Raw genomic sequence first — 14,150 nt, 5'->3', positions numbered from 1 at the left:
ATTTCCTCGGGGCAGGCATCGTCTGGGCTCCTCTCATGAAACCCATCTGACCTGCTGTCACCTTTCCCCGCATCTCGGGGGAACCTCAGACCGCGCCGTGGTGGACAGGCTGGAGAGCCCAACCACATTGCCGGTCGGCTTCGGCGGTGACCGGCCGGAAGTCAGCGAGCGGATGCTGCAACCCGGGGACCGGTTGCTGTGCTTCACCGACGGCCTGATCGAGGAGCACCAAGCCGGCGGGGAACAGTTCGGTGAGGCGCAACTCATCGAGTGCACCAACCGGATCCTCCGTGACCACACCGCGGTGCGGCGGGTGGTGCGCGCGCTCTCCCACGCTCTGAAACAGGAACGAGGCGACATCACCAGCGACGACGCGACCATCTTCCTCATCGAGTGGCGCGGCGGCGACGCCGATCATCTCGCCACCCTCGATTGAGCCGACAGCCATCGCCGCTACGGAGCCGACGGAGCCGAAGCCCCTGCGGCCCATCCGCCGTTCGCCAAGGCGCCCTCGGCCCAGAGGGCGAAGGCAGCCGTCACCGCCGGAACTGTTGAACCTCCGGACGCCACTTTTGCTTGTCTGCGCTGTGGACTCATCCCAGACAGACATTCGTGACTCAGCGTGCCTACTTCGCAGAAGTTGAGCCAGAGCCCGCTCTCGCGCATAAAGCCATGACGCCCCCTCGGCGGATAATGAATGCGGGGACGTACACCGGCCCCTCCTCCTCAAGCAGCTGCGAGAGAGTCGGCTCCTCACCGGGCATCCCGGCACCCCTCCGCCGCGATAGGCACGGCGCCCTTTCCCCCAGAGGTGGCAGTCATGGCATCGCTAGCCGACCGGAAGGCGTACCGCGAGAAGATCATGCGGGCTCTGTACGAGGCCACGGAAGGCAACCGCCTGCTGGGGATCACCGGGGCGAAGCTGCTCCAGGAACTCGCGATCCCCCAAGAGGATCTGGCGGCCGCCTGCACCTATCTGGTCGGCGAGGGCCTGATCACGGTCGACTGGGCCGCGGGCAATACGCCGCTCATGATCACGCTGACGCACCAAGGCATTCGACGTATGGAGTCTGAAGAGGAAGAGCACGGTTGACGCGGAGCCCGGGCGACGTCCGTGCTGCCCGGACTACGCGGTGCCAGGTACTCCAGGTGCCGTTGGCCGGGGGCTGGGCGCTGGACGCAAAGCGATGCGTCTGGGGCCGGGCAGGCGAGGAAGTCGCGGTCCAGGTCTCGCTTGCGGGACTCGGATGAGACGGCATGAGGACCTGTCCTGGTACGGGAGCGCGTGCCCTTACCGGCGGAGTCCCGGAGGAACAACCCATCCGGCCGTCAGTGCTCGGGCTCCGCAATGGGTATCGGTGAACCATGGCTGGCACCTTCACCACCCGCACGATCAACATCACAACCGGCTCCACGGAGACCCTGCACGACCTCACGAACGCATGCTCCGCGTTCCTCCGAGAGGTCGCTCACGGGCGAAACGGACTGCTGAACATCTTCACCCTCCACGCGACGTCCGGCCTGGCCGTCATCGAGACCGGCGCGGGCAGTGACGATGACCTGTTGGCGGCCCTCCGCGACATTCTTCCCGCGGACGACCGCTGGCAAGACCGCCACGGCAGTCCTGGCCACGGCAGGGCCCACATGCTCCCGGCTCTGGTCCCACCACACGCCACATTGCCCGTAGTCGACGGTGAGCTGGAGCTGGGGACCTCACAGTCCGTCGTACTGGTGAACACAGACCGGGACAGCCCCGAACGCCAAGTCCGGCTGTCTTTCCTCAGCTGACCACACGACCCACGCGGCCCTGCGGCTGACAGCCCCCCTGCTGGCAGCCGGTGCCGTACGAGACCGTCCAGTTTCCCGCACGGGAGGCTCCGTATCGGTCCGGCGGGTCTTACCGCGAGTAAGCTGGAACTACCGAGAGCACTTCGTACACCAGTCTCCGTGCTCGTGTCGTTTTCGGCGATTCACGACACCGGGTTGTGATCGGCCCGGGGCAGGGGCCGCGCCATGACCACGACTATTCGGTATACGCATGCGGTCGAAGGCCGGACCTCTTCGCTGCCCGTCCGACTCATGCTGGCGCCAGCCGGTACCGCTCCGGCTCTGCTCGACGGTGCGTGGTGGCCCCGCTCCCGTGACCTCACGGCAGAACTTCCCGCACTGACGGCCGTCCTCGACCCGCTGTGGGGGCGGATCACCCACGTCACGGTAAACCCCACGTTCTGGCCGGTCATCCCACGGAAGGTGCCCGTCGACGGGCATGTGGTGGGTGTCGGCTGGTTCAAGGCGGAGCAAGATCCCCACAAGCTGCTGCTGCTCTCCTACAACACCGGCCGTTGGGACCTGCTGGTGATTCCACCGGAGACCATCCCCGCCACAGCCGCCCGGCTCATGACGGAGGCCGCCTATCCGCTGGGCACCCTCACCGCGAGCGCCCTGATGGAGGAAGCGGAGCAACGCCGGATCGCGGAGGAGATGGAGCTGTCCCTGGTTTCGGTCTGGGACTCCGAAGGCGGCCATGGAGCAAGCCTGCCGACATCGCGTTCCCCCGCCCAAGCAATCGTTGCTCAGGTACCAGATGCGGTGGAAGGTATCTGAATACCGTGGAAACCTTCGAGAGCGCGGCGTCGATTCCCGTCCCGCGCCGGAAGAATGCCCCGGGCCAACAGCCACCTTCGGTACTCATGCCCCATCCGTGCCCTTCAGAGCGGTCAGCACCGGTCAATAGCGGTACTGAGGCGCCCCCGGATGGCGCCCCCTCAAGGGCATTCCTACAGTTCAGAAGATGTCTCACGTGGCGATTTTCGCGAGTCTCTTGTAGCAGGTCAGGGCTGCGGCAAGGCCGAGGAAGGCGAGGAAGTGGCTGCCTTTTCGTTCGTACCGGACGGTGAGGCGGCGGTAGCCGAAGAGCCAGGCGATCGACCGCTCGATCTTCCAGCGGTGCCGGCCGAGCCGCTCACCGGACTCGATACCGGGTCGGGCGATCCGCGCGACGAGGTTCCGGCTGCGGAGCCAGCGGAGGTGCTCCGCAGAGTAGTACGCCTTGTCCGCACGGGCCTTCACCGGCTTCCTCCGACGTGGTCCGCGCCGGGAGCGGACGGCGGGGATGCCGAGAATCAACGGCTTGAACGCCTGGCTGTCGTGCACGTTCGCGCCGGACACCGCGACGGCCGGCGGCAGGCCCTGGGTCTCGGACAGCACGTGCAGTTTGCTGCCCTTCTTGCCGCGATCGACCGGATTCGGCCCGGTCAGCGAGCCCCCTTTTCGACCGCACCGACGCGGCATCGACGATCGCGGACGACCAGTCCAGCTCACCCCTGGCGCCGAGTTCGTCCAGCACCGCCCGGTGCAGCCGACGCCACAACCCGGCCTCGGTCCACACGGTGAACCGGCGGTGCGCGGTGGCCGGCGAGACACCGAACGAGTCCGGCAAATACCGCCACGCACAGCCGCTCGTCAGCACATACACCACGGCCGTGAACACCGCCCGCTCATCCACCGGAGCAGTACCACCGCCCTGCGGACGGGACGTGAACTCCGGCAACAACGGAGCGGTCAGCTCCCACAGTTCGTCCGGCACCAGCCGACGCGACAGATCAACACCCACAGTCCAGCATCATGCCGCGTCAACGAACGACCACATGAGACATCCCCTCAGAGCGGTTTATGGGGGCTGAGCGCCAGTGATTCCCAAGCTCAGAGCGCGAGTTCGATTCTCGTCACCCGCTCTTTAAAAGGGCTCCCGGCCATTGACCGGGGGCCCTTTTCGCTGCCCGCCTCATAGACTCCGGGCAACGAGGTCATCCCACACCACAGCATGTCTCTTTTCAGGTTTGATAGGGCTCTCCTTTGAGTCAAGGGCCGTCTGAAAGTGCCATTCAGCTGCTGGCTGACCTATTCACGTCCGAGCCAGCGGAGAGGCGAAGAATCTTGTCCCAAATAGCCATAACAGCCACAGCGGCGGCCGTAGCCAGGGCGACGCCGACGGCTGATGAGGCCAGGGCAAATACGATGCCGGCGAGACAGAGGGTGAACGCAGATCCTCGCAACACCTGCTGTCGCCAAGCTCTGCGCTCCCGGTGGCTATGCAACAGCTCATCGCCGGATGCGTCACCGGGCGCGAGATCTTGCAGCTGACCGCTGGCGAGGACTTTCAGGATTCTCTCGACTCCGAGCAGAGCACGCTTTGCACCGTCGATGCGATCAAGTTCAACCCCGTCCCGAAGCTCGCGCACGAGGGCGGCGGCTGCTGAAAATCGAGCCACGACCTGGGGCATGGGGTTGCGGCCGTCGGGAAGCGCACGTTGCAGGGCGTATCTCTCCAGCGCAACGGCGAAGTCCTCCAACGCTTGGACTGCCGCGACATGCGGGGAGTTGAAGGGCGATGCTGTCAGAGGCACCTTCCCCTTCACTTCCAGAGGCTTGAGAAGTGCCTCATAGGCCCTACGCACCGTGGCTGTCACAGCCTCGGTTGTCCACCGTTGCATACCTTGGTTCGAGACAATTGAAGCAATCATGCCAGTGATCAGAATGGGCGTCACGAGGGCCCCGACAGCGAGGGCGTCGCGCCAGGCGTGCCAGGCTGTGCTTTCAATGGTTGCTGCAAGAACCAGCCCTGTTGAGAAAGATGTCAAGACAGGGACGATCATTTTTATGCCGAGTGCCCTCCTCGACACCTGGTAGAGGACGTCTTCGCGCTCCAAGTAGTCCAGCGTTGGATAGTCGGGACGTGTCGCCAGGGAGCTGCCGCGGATCTGACGCACCAAGTGAGCGCGACGACGACGTGCACGCACCCGCGCACGAGCCCAGCAGAGCCGCTCCAAGAATGTCCTTTTACCTCGGCGCTGCGACGTTGCCGTCATGGTCAGGGCCCATATTGACGTTGTCCAGGCAACGAAGACGAGCGCCACAAGGTCGGTTTTCGACACACTCTCCCCCTCCAGAAAGTTGTAAGACTCAGCCCCCCACCGCGCGCAGCGAACAGTCGGCAGAACTCGATAGAGAGCATGTCAGAGGTGCCGGATCCGGTCGGCCGGCATCGACGCCTCCTCCACAGCCAGTCCAGTGGCCAGACACTCTCGATCGCCGCGGGCGATCTGGGGGTGGGCATCACGTTGGTGCTGGGGGCCGAGTTCCACCGCCGATCTCCGAGATAGGCACTGCGGGCAGCGGCGTCATCGGCCCCGTCGGCGGGGCAGCGGGCCGGTGTCCTGCTCGCAGGAGTGATGTCTGCGGTCCGAGCGGCTCATCGTCGGCTCTTCCTGGATAATCGATGCATGGCATCACAGCCTCGCCTCTCCGACCTCCGTCGTGCCAAGTTCGTCCGGCGCCTGCCCGCAGCGCTCTCCGAGCTTGCCGGTCCCAAGCACGGCCCGGTACACCTGCCGCTCCACCTTGCCTGGTCGGGGTTGACCACGTTCGACCTCGACCGGCCCCGGCTACGGATGAGCTACTACCGGATCGTGCTGGCCGAGGGCCGGCACGACGACTTGGTCCAGTACCTCGACCAGGACCTTCTGGTCGGCCTGTGGCCCACACTGCGCACACTGATCAGCCCTGATGTCCGCGAGGTCTGGGAGAGCGCCTTCGGCGAGCTGGCCGCCAGCGCCCGGGCCGCTGCGTGAACCTCACGGGCCTGCACCGCCGCTTGCTTGCAGACGTTCTTGTCGTAGGTGGCACTTACCCCCTCGCGCTCACCGGCGGCTACGCGGTCCAGGCACACGGCCTGGTCGACCGGCTCAGCCAGGACCTCGATGTCGCGACGGAGAACCCGGATCCCATGGAGGACATCGCGACTGTAGTGCGCACCGGACTGGAGCGGCGCGGATAGCACGTGGAAGCCCTGAAGACAGATCCGCTGTCCGCACGTCTAATCGTCACCGACCCCGCCAGCCATGAAGAGTGCGAGGTCGACATCCTCAAGGAAGCACTCTGGCGGCCACCCGTACACACCGAACACGGCTTGGTGCTGTCCCTTGAAGATGTCGTCGGGACCAAGGTCCGCGCCCTGGCCGACCGCGGACTCGCCAGGGACCTGATCGACGTGCAGGCCGCCACGGGCCGTTGGAACCCCGTCGAACTCGAAGAACTCGGCCGGCGCCATGCCCGGGACTCCTTCGATCTCAGTGAGCTCCAAGCTCGGCTAGGCGGAGCCGACTGGATCGACGACACGGAATTCGCCGCCTACGGACTCGACGAGCAAGCAGTCACCGAGCTGCGGCAGTGGGCGCAGACCTGGGCCGACGACATCGGGGAACGACTTCAGGAGCTTGAGGCACCGTACGACGACTGACGGTCGCTCCGGCCAGGTGGACACCGCCGCCTCGAAATAAAGGGAGCACCCACCCCGGTCGTATCTCATGCGTGTGGAACGTGGAAACCCCGTTGGGTCCGGTTCTTCATGGCCCGGTCGACCGACCGTGAGAAAGGCTCAACTCCCCAGTGGGAACAGGATGGCCCAAGAAGCCAACGCCGGAAGCCGAAAAGGAAACAGGACCTCGGGGCATGATGACCGGCCTCTCCGCTGGTCGCCCCGCATAACCGTCCGGAACGGGTGTGCTGCCCGGACTCGAAATGGTGCTGACGTGGGCCAGGTGAGCCTGTATGGACTCACTGGACAAGGACGACGGAACCGAGGGACAAGTTGGACACCATGACGAACATGGTCGGAGCGGTCGTGACCGCTCCGACCGTCGCGACGGTGAACGGAGGTCTCCGAGGGAACCACCCGCTGACACAGGCTTCCCTGTTGGTCCACAGCCGCAGCAGGGGCGGAAGCCGTGCCACAAACCTACGATGGCTCGAGAAGGCACCATCAAGTCGAACCGGCACTCCAGAGGAGACCGCGATGGTGGAGCACTTTGTCTGGGTGACGACACGCCGCATCAAGCCGGGCGCGTTGGAGGAGTTCGAGAGAGCCTGGCGCCCGGACCCGTACCCGCAGGCGCTGCGCCGCGCCTACGCGTACTGGTCCGAGGACGGGCAAGAGATCACCGGGGTGTCGTTCTGGGACACCAAGGAAGCGTGCGACTCCTGGCGGGCCTCCGCGGCGGAGACGCAGCGGCGTGAGGCCATGGCCCCTTACGTCGTCGAGGAGCGGGAAGGCTTCTACCGCGGCCGCGAACTCGGAGCCGGGCACGCCTGAAGCCGCCGCGGTCCTTCTGCCCGCGTCCCGGAACGCCGAGGACGGGCAGCACCGGTCGCGGACACCGACACTCCCGGCCCCCATCGATCCTCCAGGGGCGATACTGGAGTCATGGCCCCATAGACGGTGAACCGAGTTTTGAGGTGGCCGATGAGCACTCTCGAAGAACAGATCGACGTTGCTGTTCCGATCGCTGTGGCCTGGGAACACCTCCACGAGGTGGAGACCTATCCGCGATTCGTCGAAGGAGTACGCGAGGCTCGTTCGGAGGACGGGCACCGGGCGCACCTGGACGTCGACGCGGGCGGCCGGGCTCAGGAGTTCGAAGCCGAGATCACCGACCGCGGCAAGGAACACATGCTGGAGTGGCAGACCACGAGCGGTCCGGACCTGGCGGGGACCTTCTCACTGCTGGCCATCGACCGGGAGCGCACCCGGGTCCAGGCCCGGATCGAGTACGACCCGGGCACCGTCAGGAAGACGTTCGGCGGGCCGAAGGGATTCGCCCAGGCGACCGCGATCGAACGGCTTGTACGGGACGACCTCGAGCACTTCAAGGAGTTGGTGGAACGGGAACGGTGAGGCGCCCCCACCGGTCGGGGCCGGCCTCACGCTTCGCGAGGGCGTATGACGGCAGTGCGGTCCAGGGCCGTCGTGCCCCGTCCGTGCCCTTCAACACGGCAAACAGCGGTCAGCAACGGTGCCCCGTGTGTCCCCGCATGGGACGCCCAGCTGGCGTCCGACCTGGTCAGCCCCATGTCAGCCTCGCAGGCGGCGTTGATTCCCAAGCTCAGAGCGCGAGTTCGATTCTCGTCACCCGCTCTTTGATATTCTCGTCACCCGCTCTTTGATGAAGGCCCCGGTCAGCGACCGGGGCCTTCATCGTTGTCCAGCCTGTCAGGTCGGCCGTTTCCTCCGGCGCACCACCGCAGCCGAGCGTCCGGACTGCTGGGGCCCACTCCGGCCGTCCCTGAAGTCACCGGAGCGGGCGGTGATGGGCGAAGTGGCGAGTGCGCAGGGCCATGTAGAGGAGATCTGCCACGAGCACGGCGATGCCGATGAAGAGCAGGAAGAGGAGTCCGTCGGCGACGGCGCCGATGAGTCCCAGAATGATCGCGGCGGTGATCAGGGCGAGGAAGAGCGTCATGGGGCCGCCTCCCTGGCGGTCGTCGGCTCAGCGTCGGGCCAGTTGCCGTTCGCCGTTCGCACCGGGCGCGTAGGCGAGGCCGTAGTGGTGGAAGACGGCTCCCTCGTCCTCGAAGGGCCGGATGCCGTCCATGCCGATCGAGGGGCTCCGTTTCACCAGCTTCTTGTCATGGGCGACCCGTACGTACCCCGGCCCGACCATCGCCCCCCTCCAGGGGGACGAACACGAGGCGGTGCCGGGTGGACAGGCCGACACGGACCGTGGCCCTGGCCGGTTCGCCGGTGGTGGTGTCGACGCAGACGGATTCCAGCTCGCCGATCTTATGGCCGCCGGAATCCACCACTTCCTGGTTGCGCCACTCGCGGATGTCCGCCATCTGGATCACGCCGCCCCTCCGCGCTCGGTCGTCGGTGGGGGAAGCGCGGCGGCGAGGATCTCGGTGGCCTGCGTGATGTTGTCGGCGTGGACCGCGCGGGCCATGGCCGTGCGGGCGGCATCGGGTTCCGTGTCCGGCGGGACCACCATCAGCGCGAAGTGGTCCTTGTCGCCGCGGGTGATCAGGACGGTGTCGTCTCCGACGGGGAAGGAGTCGAGGTGCACGATCCGGTCGTCGATGATCAGGCGGGTCGGTATCGCGTCCCAGGCGGCGGCGTCCAGGCCCACCCGGGTGATGGGTCCGAGGTGTTCGGTCAGGACGGACACCAGCGCGGGAACCTCCTGCTTAACGTCGCGGGTGCGCGGCCACCACGCCCCGTCGAGGACGCCCTGCCGGGAGTGCGTCGTCTCCAGCCGGAGCAGAGCCGTACCGGGTCGAGCCACCTGGTGGATCGCGTCCGGCAGGAGCAACGGGGGCGTGGGCGGGATGTCTGAGTCGGCCATGGTGGATCCGCCCGTCTACGGGGAGCTGCCGCGGCGCTCGCGGGCCCCACCTGTGTGGGTGCCGGGCCGTCGGCGGGGCGACTGTGCCGTCATTTCACGGTAACTCCGGCTCCCGCATATCCGCCCGTCGCCGCACACTCGTCCACACGAAACCGGAAGTCTTTCCTCGTATCAGGACGAAAGCGAGCTGCTCGGACGTACGCTGGACATACCGGAAGTACTTCGAGCACCAGCTTCCACGCAGGTGTCGTTTCCGGGGAACGCGAAAACCGGGCTGCCGACGGGCAGCCCGGGGGCAGGTCCGCACCATGACCACCACCCTCGACAGAACAGCGAGCCGCGCCCCCTCCCCAGGACTTCCGGCACGCTTGTCGCTCACCCCGAGGACCGCGCTGGCCGGTCGGCTCGATGGCGCCTGGTGGCCCCGTTCGCGCGACCTGGCAGCCGAGCTGCCGCCGCTGACCGACGCCCTCGAAGGGCGCTGGGGACGCATCACTCGCGTCCTGGTGAATCCCGACCACTGGCCCGTCGTCCCGCACAAGGTCGCCGACACCGACCACGTCCTGCACGTGGGCTGGTTCACCGAGCAGGATCCCGACAAGATCATCCTGCTGTCCTACACGACCGGCCGCTGCGACCTGCTCGTGATTCCCCCCGAGACCGAACCCGCCTCCGCAGCCCGGCTGATGACCGCCGCCGCCCTGCCCGGAAGCATCCTCACCGCGGGCGGGCTCATGTCCGACGAAGCCGCGACCGGCCGCCGTATGCAGGAGGCACGGAGCAGCGAAGACGCCTGGGAGAGCGAGGGCGGGGCCGCCCCGGCGCCCCAGCCGCACCCGGCGGCGCACTCGGTCGTCGGCGCGCGGATGATCCCCCTGCCGGGGTACATGCGGGTGACGACATGGAGGCCATGATCACCCTCGTGGCAGGCGCGCTTCTGATCGCGCTCGGCATACGTCTGATCCATCGGCTGAACGCCCGGCACGACGCACGCACAGCGGCACACCGCTTCAACGCTCCCTGCCCCTCCCTGAGCCGTCCCCCCGGCCACAGACACCCCAGGTTGCCCGAACGAATCTCCGGTCGTCGGCGTGCGGGTACCTGGCCCTTACCTCAAAACCACTCCTCCGACCGAAGGCCGCGGGTGGGCACCCGACACCAGGAACAGCCCACTCGTCGGCCTCTCGCTTCGTCCCGAAGGGAACACGCTCTCTTGCACCCCGCCGAGAACGAGCCTCTGCCGCAGGCCGGGCACGCCGAGATCCGTATCGTCTCCGCCACCCCCGAGGCCGCCCGCGCGGTCGCCGAAGTGATCCGCCGGTGCTTTGCCGGGGCGGAGCAGCGCAGCTACCCGACGCCGGGCGGCGGCACGCGGCTCCACCTCACCGTCGACACCGAGACCGCCGCCGAACCCGCCCGCTCCTGGCTCGCCACCAGCAGACCACCCACCGGCGCCGGCCCCCACGCCGAGGAACCCTGACCGGTCACGAACGACACCACACGACGACAGGACCACGCGGCCATGGCGACACTCCACGAGCGGCAGCGGTACCGCCGACAGATCCTCCAGGCCCTCTACGCAGCCGCCGAAGGCAACCGTCTGCTCGGCGTCACCGGAGCCGCGCTCGAGCACGATCTCCGCATCCCGGAGCAGGACCTTGCTGCCGCCTGCGGCTACCTCGCGGGCGAGGAACTGGTCACCGTCGACTGGGAGCCGGGAAACACACCCGCGATGGTCTCGCTCACCCACCGAGGCATCCGCCTCATGGAGGCGGAGGAGGAAGAGCGCGGCTGAGCCCGTTCGCTCCGGATCCGGTGGGCTCGAAAGGCTCGGGGAAGGAGGGCGTGGTCACCTGCGGCCAGCGCCCCCGCGCTGTGGTGGCCATGTGGCGTGACCTGCCGCCGAGGAGCATCCTGGAGGCCACATCTCTGGTGCGGCCCGCTCCGGGATCCGGTCGCTGCGCGCCCTCGGTACCCGCACCCGCCCCGTACCGCAGCACCGGACGAGGTTCTCGCCGCCCGGTTGGAGGCAACGGGATGACCGTCGGACGGCTCGGGGAACCCGATCGCTCGGGGAGCTTCGGGGAGGGACTCCTGGGTGCGATCCTGGACCGGGCGCACGAGCTGCCGCCCCACCGGATCGGGCTGGTCGTCGCCGAGACAGTGAGCCGGTTGGGGGGCCGGGACCCGCAAATCCTCCTCCAGGACTACGGGCAACAGAAGCTGGTGCCCCTGCCCGCCGAAGGGCTGACGGGCGGCGAGCCACTGCCCATCGGCGACTCGGAGGCCGGCAGGTGTCTTCTCACATCGCGCCTGGTCGAACTGCCGCTGGCCGACGGGGTACGCGTCCACGTATCACTGCTCGACGGCGGCGACCAGGCCGGCGTCCTGACCGTCACCCTGGACGCGGTCGACGACGACGACCGCCGCATCCTGCGCAGGATCGCGGGCCTGGTCGCCGGACTGCTGCAGACCAAGAACGGCTACACCGACCTCTTCTTCCGCACCCGCCGCAGCGAACCGATGAGCGTCGCCGCGGAGATCCAGTGGTCGCTCCTGCCGCCGCTGACCATGACCATGCCGCGCGTCGCCGTCGCCGGAGTTCTCGAACCCGCCTACGACGTAGCGGGCGACAGCTTCGACTACGCCCTGAACGGCGACACCCTCCACCTCGCCATGATCGACGCCATGGGCCACGGCCTGGACGCGGCCACCATGGCCACCGTCGCCATCGGCGCCTATCGGCACGCCCGCCGCATCAGTATCGAGCTGTCCGAGATCTACCTCTTCATGGACCGTGCCATGGCCGAGCAGTTCGCCCCCGACCACTTCGTCACCGCGCAGATGCTGCGGCTGGACACGAACACCGGCCGCCTCCAGTGGGTCAACGCCGGCCACCCCGCCCCCATGCTGATCCGCGGACACCGCGTCGTGCACCGTCTGGACAGCCCCACAACCCTCCCCGTCGGCTTCGGAGGGGCACAGCCGCAGATCAGCGACCTGACACTCGAACCCGGTGACCGCATCCTCTGCTTCACCGACGGCCTGATCGAGGAACACGCGAGCGGACAGGAGCAGTTCGGCGAGGACCAGTTGATCGGCTGGGTCCATCGACTGGACCAGGCCGATCGAGCAGTACGAACCGTGGCACGCGACCTGTCCCACACGCTCAAACGGGCCCGCGGCGAGACCACCACCGACAACGCCACGCTCGTCCTGGTCGAGTGGCGTGGCTGATCCGCCGTCGTGCCACAACGTGCCAGTAGAGGCGGTGAACAGCGGTCAACAGAGGTCCTCCGGCATCCCCGAACGCCGGGATGCCGGAGGGCGTTTCACCACCCGCCCCACCAAGCTCGGTCAGCCCTTCACCCGCTGGTCGATCCGCGCACTCGCTGCCTACCTGCGCCGTGTGCACGGGCGTGTCCTTCGCATCGGCCGGGAAGCTTTACGCTGCCTGCTGTCGCGCCGCGGCATCACCTTCCAGCGCACCAAAACCTGGAAGGAGTCCCCAGATCCCGACCGCGACGCCAGGCTCGACCGGATCGAGCAGGTGCTGGGACGCTTCCCCGACCGGGTTTTCGCCTTCGACGAGTTCGGGCCGTTGGGGATCCGGCCCACCGCAGGCTCCTGCTGGGCGAAGCAGGGCAAGCCAAACCGGCTGCCGGCGACCTACCGCCGCACCCACGGCGTCACCTGCTTCCACGGCTGCTACTCCGTGGGCGACAACGCCCTGTGGGGGGTCAACCTGCGCGGCAAGGGCGCCGCCAACAGCCTGGCCGCGCTGAAATCGATCCGCGCTGCCCGCCCCGACGGCGCCCCGATCTACATCATTTTGGACAATCTCTCCACCCACACCGGTGCGGACATCCGCCGCTGGGCGAAGAAGAACAAGGTCGGGCCGTGCTTCACCCCGACCTACGCCTCCTGGGCCAACCCGATCGAGGCCCACTTCGGCCCACTGCGGCAGTTCACCCTGACCAACTCGAACCACCGCAGCCACCCCGCACAGACCCGGGCCCTGCACGCCCATCTGCGCTGGCGCAACGCCAACGCCCGCCACCCCGACGTCCTCGCCGCCCAACGCCGAGAACGCGCCCGCATCCGCAGCGAGTAGGGCATCCGCTGGGGCGGACGTGCCATATGCCCGGCGGCGTGAAGGATCCGACCACCAGCCCAGCCAAGTCCCACCACACGGACCGCGAGGACCTCTGCATGGACCATCAGGACGTCGACGCCGCTGTGGCAGAGATGCTGCGGGTGCTTGGCCCCCGTCCGCCGAGGACTGGACGGTGCCAGCGGGGCCGCTCGAATGGACATGCTGGCAAACAGCGGCTCACATCGGCCACGACCTGCTGGCCTACGCAGGGCAGCTGGCAGCACAGCCCACCGACGCCTACCTTCCCATCGACCTGAACGTGCGCCCCACTGCCTCGCCGGCCGAGGCACTCCAGGCCGTCACCGCCTGCGGCGGACTGCTCAGCAGCGCCCTGGCCGCAGCCAACCCGACCCTGAGGGTCTTGCACTGGGGCCCGTGCGACCCCGAAGGGTTCGCCGCGATGGGCGTCGCCGAAACCCTGCTGCACACCTACGACATCACGCAGGGACTGTCCGTGGACTGGCTGCCACCAGCACCGCTGAGCGCAGCAGTACTCATCCGGCTCTTCCCTGCCGCCCCACCCGGAGACCCCGCTCAGGTACTCCTCTGGTGCACCGGCCGCGGAGAACTCGTCGGCCTCCCTCGTCAAACCTCATGGAGGTGGGAAGCAGCACGACCGGACTGTTCGAGCTGACCCCGGCGAACGTTCCCGGTCACAGCACTACTGAACTCGATTGGGTGATGTCGGGGTATCGGCCTGACATCACCCAATCAAGTTCAGTACTTGAGGTTCCCCCGCTGTGTGGGAGTGGATGACTAGCTGGTCATGGCGGGTTGACGTGGTTTCAGGTTCACTGGTTCGGTCGCTGCCTGGTCGG

16 protein-coding genes and 3 pseudogenes are annotated in these 14,150 nt (G+C 67.4%); 14 read left to right on the top strand and 5 right to left on the bottom strand.

Annotated features, from left to right (window positions below):
- The 4 genes from ACFC79_RS37635 to ACFC79_RS37620 all read left to right on the top strand — a co-directional run.
- The coding region (locus tag ACFC79_RS37635; protein ID WP_376249701.1) for a SpoIIE family protein phosphatase at positions 1 to 436 on the top strand (436 nt) is incomplete at its 5' end.
- 384 nt (positions 437 to 820) lie between these two features.
- Complete coding sequence (locus tag ACFC79_RS37630) at positions 821 to 1,093, top strand: hypothetical protein (RefSeq protein ID WP_329840475.1); 273 nt, start codon at positions 821 to 823, stop codon at positions 1,091 to 1,093.
- A gap of 272 nt (positions 1,094 to 1,365) precedes the next feature.
- Positions 1,366 to 1,788, top strand: a complete 423-nt coding sequence (locus ACFC79_RS37625; RefSeq protein WP_358856988.1) for a YjbQ family protein — start codon at positions 1,366 to 1,368, stop codon at positions 1,786 to 1,788.
- A 225-nt stretch (positions 1,789 to 2,013) separates the two neighbouring features.
- A complete protein-coding gene (locus ACFC79_RS37620) occupies positions 2,014 to 2,604 on the top strand; it encodes a DUF5994 family protein (RefSeq protein ID WP_376249698.1) in 591 nt (196 codons plus the stop codon).
- A 192-nt stretch (positions 2,605 to 2,796) separates the two neighbouring features.
- Here ACFC79_RS37620 and ACFC79_RS37615 read toward each other — a convergent pair.
- Together ACFC79_RS37615 and ACFC79_RS37610 are read right to left on the bottom strand one after the other, a co-directional pair.
- Positions 2,797 to 3,613, bottom strand: a protein-coding gene (locus ACFC79_RS37615) for an IS5 family transposase (protein ID WP_376249696.1) whose coding sequence is annotated in 2 segments (ribosomal slippage) — positions 2,797 to 3,274 and positions 3,273 to 3,613 — 819 coding nt in all. Because the reading frame shifts where the segments join, the coding sequence is not laid out codon by codon here.
- 271 nt (positions 3,614 to 3,884) lie between these two features.
- Positions 3,885 to 4,709, bottom strand: coding sequence for a hypothetical protein (locus ACFC79_RS37610; protein WP_376249694.1), 825 nt, complete (start codon positions 4,707 to 4,709; stop codon positions 3,885 to 3,887).
- Positions 4,710 to 5,282: 573 nt separating this feature from the next.
- Here ACFC79_RS37610 and ACFC79_RS37605 point away from each other — a divergent pair.
- From ACFC79_RS37605 to ACFC79_RS37590, 4 genes and pseudogenes are all read left to right on the top strand, one after another.
- Entirely contained in the window at positions 5,283 to 5,630 is a 348-nt protein-coding gene (locus ACFC79_RS37605) for a transcriptional regulator (protein WP_376249692.1), read from the top strand.
- Positions 5,627 to 6,298 (top strand): annotated as a pseudogene (locus ACFC79_RS37600) (nucleotidyl transferase AbiEii/AbiGii toxin family protein). Before ACFC79_RS37605 ends, ACFC79_RS37600 begins: the two are co-directional and overlap by 4 nt.
- Before the next feature lie 555 nt (positions 6,299 to 6,853).
- The gene (locus ACFC79_RS37595; RefSeq protein WP_376249691.1) at positions 6,854 to 7,150 is read left to right on the top strand and encodes a hypothetical protein; all 297 of its coding nucleotides are present in this window, start codon (positions 6,854 to 6,856) and stop codon (positions 7,148 to 7,150) included.
- Positions 7,151 to 7,300: 150 nt separating this feature from the next.
- Positions 7,301 to 7,732, top strand: coding sequence for an SRPBCC family protein (locus ACFC79_RS37590; protein ID WP_376249689.1), 432 nt, complete (start codon positions 7,301 to 7,303; stop codon positions 7,730 to 7,732).
- A gap of 394 nt (positions 7,733 to 8,126) precedes the next feature.
- On the opposite strand, the gene ACFC79_RS37585 is transcribed toward ACFC79_RS37590, so the two are convergent.
- The 3 genes and pseudogenes from ACFC79_RS37585 to ACFC79_RS37575 form a co-directional block, all read right to left on the bottom strand.
- Entirely contained in the window at positions 8,127 to 8,297 is a 171-nt protein-coding gene (locus tag ACFC79_RS37585; protein ID WP_376249688.1) for a hypothetical protein, read from the bottom strand.
- Positions 8,298 to 8,324: 27 nt separating this feature from the next.
- A pseudogene (locus ACFC79_RS37580) lies at positions 8,325 to 8,682 on the bottom strand (PRC-barrel domain-containing protein).
- On the bottom strand, positions 8,679 to 9,176 hold the full coding sequence (locus ACFC79_RS37575; protein WP_376249687.1) for a DUF5994 family protein: 498 nt from the start codon (positions 9,174 to 9,176) through the stop codon (positions 8,679 to 8,681). The pseudogene ACFC79_RS37580 and the gene ACFC79_RS37575 overlap by 4 nt, the downstream one beginning before the upstream one ends.
- A gap of 308 nt (positions 9,177 to 9,484) precedes the next feature.
- Here ACFC79_RS37575 and ACFC79_RS37570 point away from each other — a divergent pair, with 308 nt between their 5' ends.
- The 6 genes and pseudogenes from ACFC79_RS37570 (at position 9,485) to ACFC79_RS37545 (ending at position 13,966) form a co-directional block, all read left to right on the top strand.
- Positions 9,485 to 10,090 (top strand): DUF5994 family protein, encoded by a 606-nt coding sequence (locus ACFC79_RS37570; protein ID WP_376249685.1) that lies wholly within the window; start codon positions 9,485 to 9,487, stop codon positions 10,088 to 10,090.
- 299 nt (positions 10,091 to 10,389) lie between these two features.
- Positions 10,390 to 10,656 carry a hypothetical protein gene (locus tag ACFC79_RS37565; RefSeq protein ID WP_376249683.1) on the top strand — a complete coding sequence of 89 codons (267 nt, stop codon included), beginning with the start codon at positions 10,390 to 10,392 and terminating at the stop codon, positions 10,654 to 10,656.
- A 42-nt stretch (positions 10,657 to 10,698) separates the two neighbouring features.
- The gene (locus ACFC79_RS37560) at positions 10,699 to 10,971 is read left to right on the top strand and encodes a hypothetical protein (RefSeq protein ID WP_376249681.1); all 273 of its coding nucleotides are present in this window, start codon (positions 10,699 to 10,701) and stop codon (positions 10,969 to 10,971) included.
- A gap of 242 nt (positions 10,972 to 11,213) precedes the next feature.
- On the top strand, positions 11,214 to 12,413 hold the full coding sequence (locus ACFC79_RS37555; protein WP_376249679.1) for a PP2C family protein-serine/threonine phosphatase: 1,200 nt from the start codon (positions 11,214 to 11,216) through the stop codon (positions 12,411 to 12,413).
- Positions 12,414 to 12,510: 97 nt separating this feature from the next.
- A pseudogene (locus ACFC79_RS37550) lies at positions 12,511 to 13,290 on the top strand (IS630 family transposase); the annotation flags it as partial.
- Positions 13,291 to 13,465: 175 nt separating this feature from the next.
- Positions 13,466 to 13,966, top strand: a complete 501-nt coding sequence (locus ACFC79_RS37545; protein ID WP_376249678.1) for a maleylpyruvate isomerase N-terminal domain-containing protein — start codon at positions 13,466 to 13,468, stop codon at positions 13,964 to 13,966.
- The last annotated feature ends 184 nt before the right edge of the window (positions 13,967 to 14,150 follow it).

The organism is Streptomyces sp. NPDC056061 (assembly GCF_042266885.1).
Classification (GTDB): domain Bacteria; phylum Actinomycetota; class Actinomycetes; order Streptomycetales; family Streptomycetaceae; genus Streptomyces.
Note: the sequence above shows the minus strand (reverse complement) of the source record. Positions and strands in the feature narration are given on the sequence as shown.

Excerpts from the sequence above, each read along its gene's own strand:
- ACFC79_RS37630 (WP_329840475.1), top strand. The coding sequence starts at position 821 with ATGGCATCGCTAGCCGACCGGAAGGCGTACCGCGAGAAGATCATGCGG.
- ACFC79_RS37605 (WP_376249692.1), top strand. The coding sequence starts at position 5,283 with ATGGCATCACAGCCTCGCCTCTCCGACCTCCGTCGTGCCAAGTTCGTC.
- ACFC79_RS37625 (WP_358856988.1), top strand. The coding sequence starts at position 1,366 with ATGGCTGGCACCTTCACCACCCGCACGATCAACATCACAACCGGCTCC.
- ACFC79_RS37575 (WP_376249687.1), bottom strand. The coding sequence starts at position 9,176 with ATGGCCGACTCAGACATCCCGCCCACGCCCCCGTTGCTCCTGCCGGAC.
- ACFC79_RS37620 (WP_376249698.1), top strand. The coding sequence starts at position 2,014 with ATGACCACGACTATTCGGTATACGCATGCGGTCGAAGGCCGGACCTCT.
- ACFC79_RS37585 (WP_376249688.1), bottom strand. The coding sequence starts at position 8,297 with ATGACGCTCTTCCTCGCCCTGATCACCGCCGCGATCATTCTGGGACTC.
- ACFC79_RS37570 (WP_376249685.1), top strand. The coding sequence starts at position 9,485 with ATGACCACCACCCTCGACAGAACAGCGAGCCGCGCCCCCTCCCCAGGA.
- ACFC79_RS37595 (WP_376249691.1), top strand. The coding sequence starts at position 6,854 with ATGGTGGAGCACTTTGTCTGGGTGACGACACGCCGCATCAAGCCGGGC.
- ACFC79_RS37555 (WP_376249679.1), top strand. The coding sequence starts at position 11,214 with ATGACCGTCGGACGGCTCGGGGAACCCGATCGCTCGGGGAGCTTCGGG.
- ACFC79_RS37560 (WP_376249681.1), top strand. The coding sequence starts at position 10,699 with ATGGCGACACTCCACGAGCGGCAGCGGTACCGCCGACAGATCCTCCAG.
- ACFC79_RS37590 (WP_376249689.1), top strand. The coding sequence starts at position 7,301 with ATGAGCACTCTCGAAGAACAGATCGACGTTGCTGTTCCGATCGCTGTG.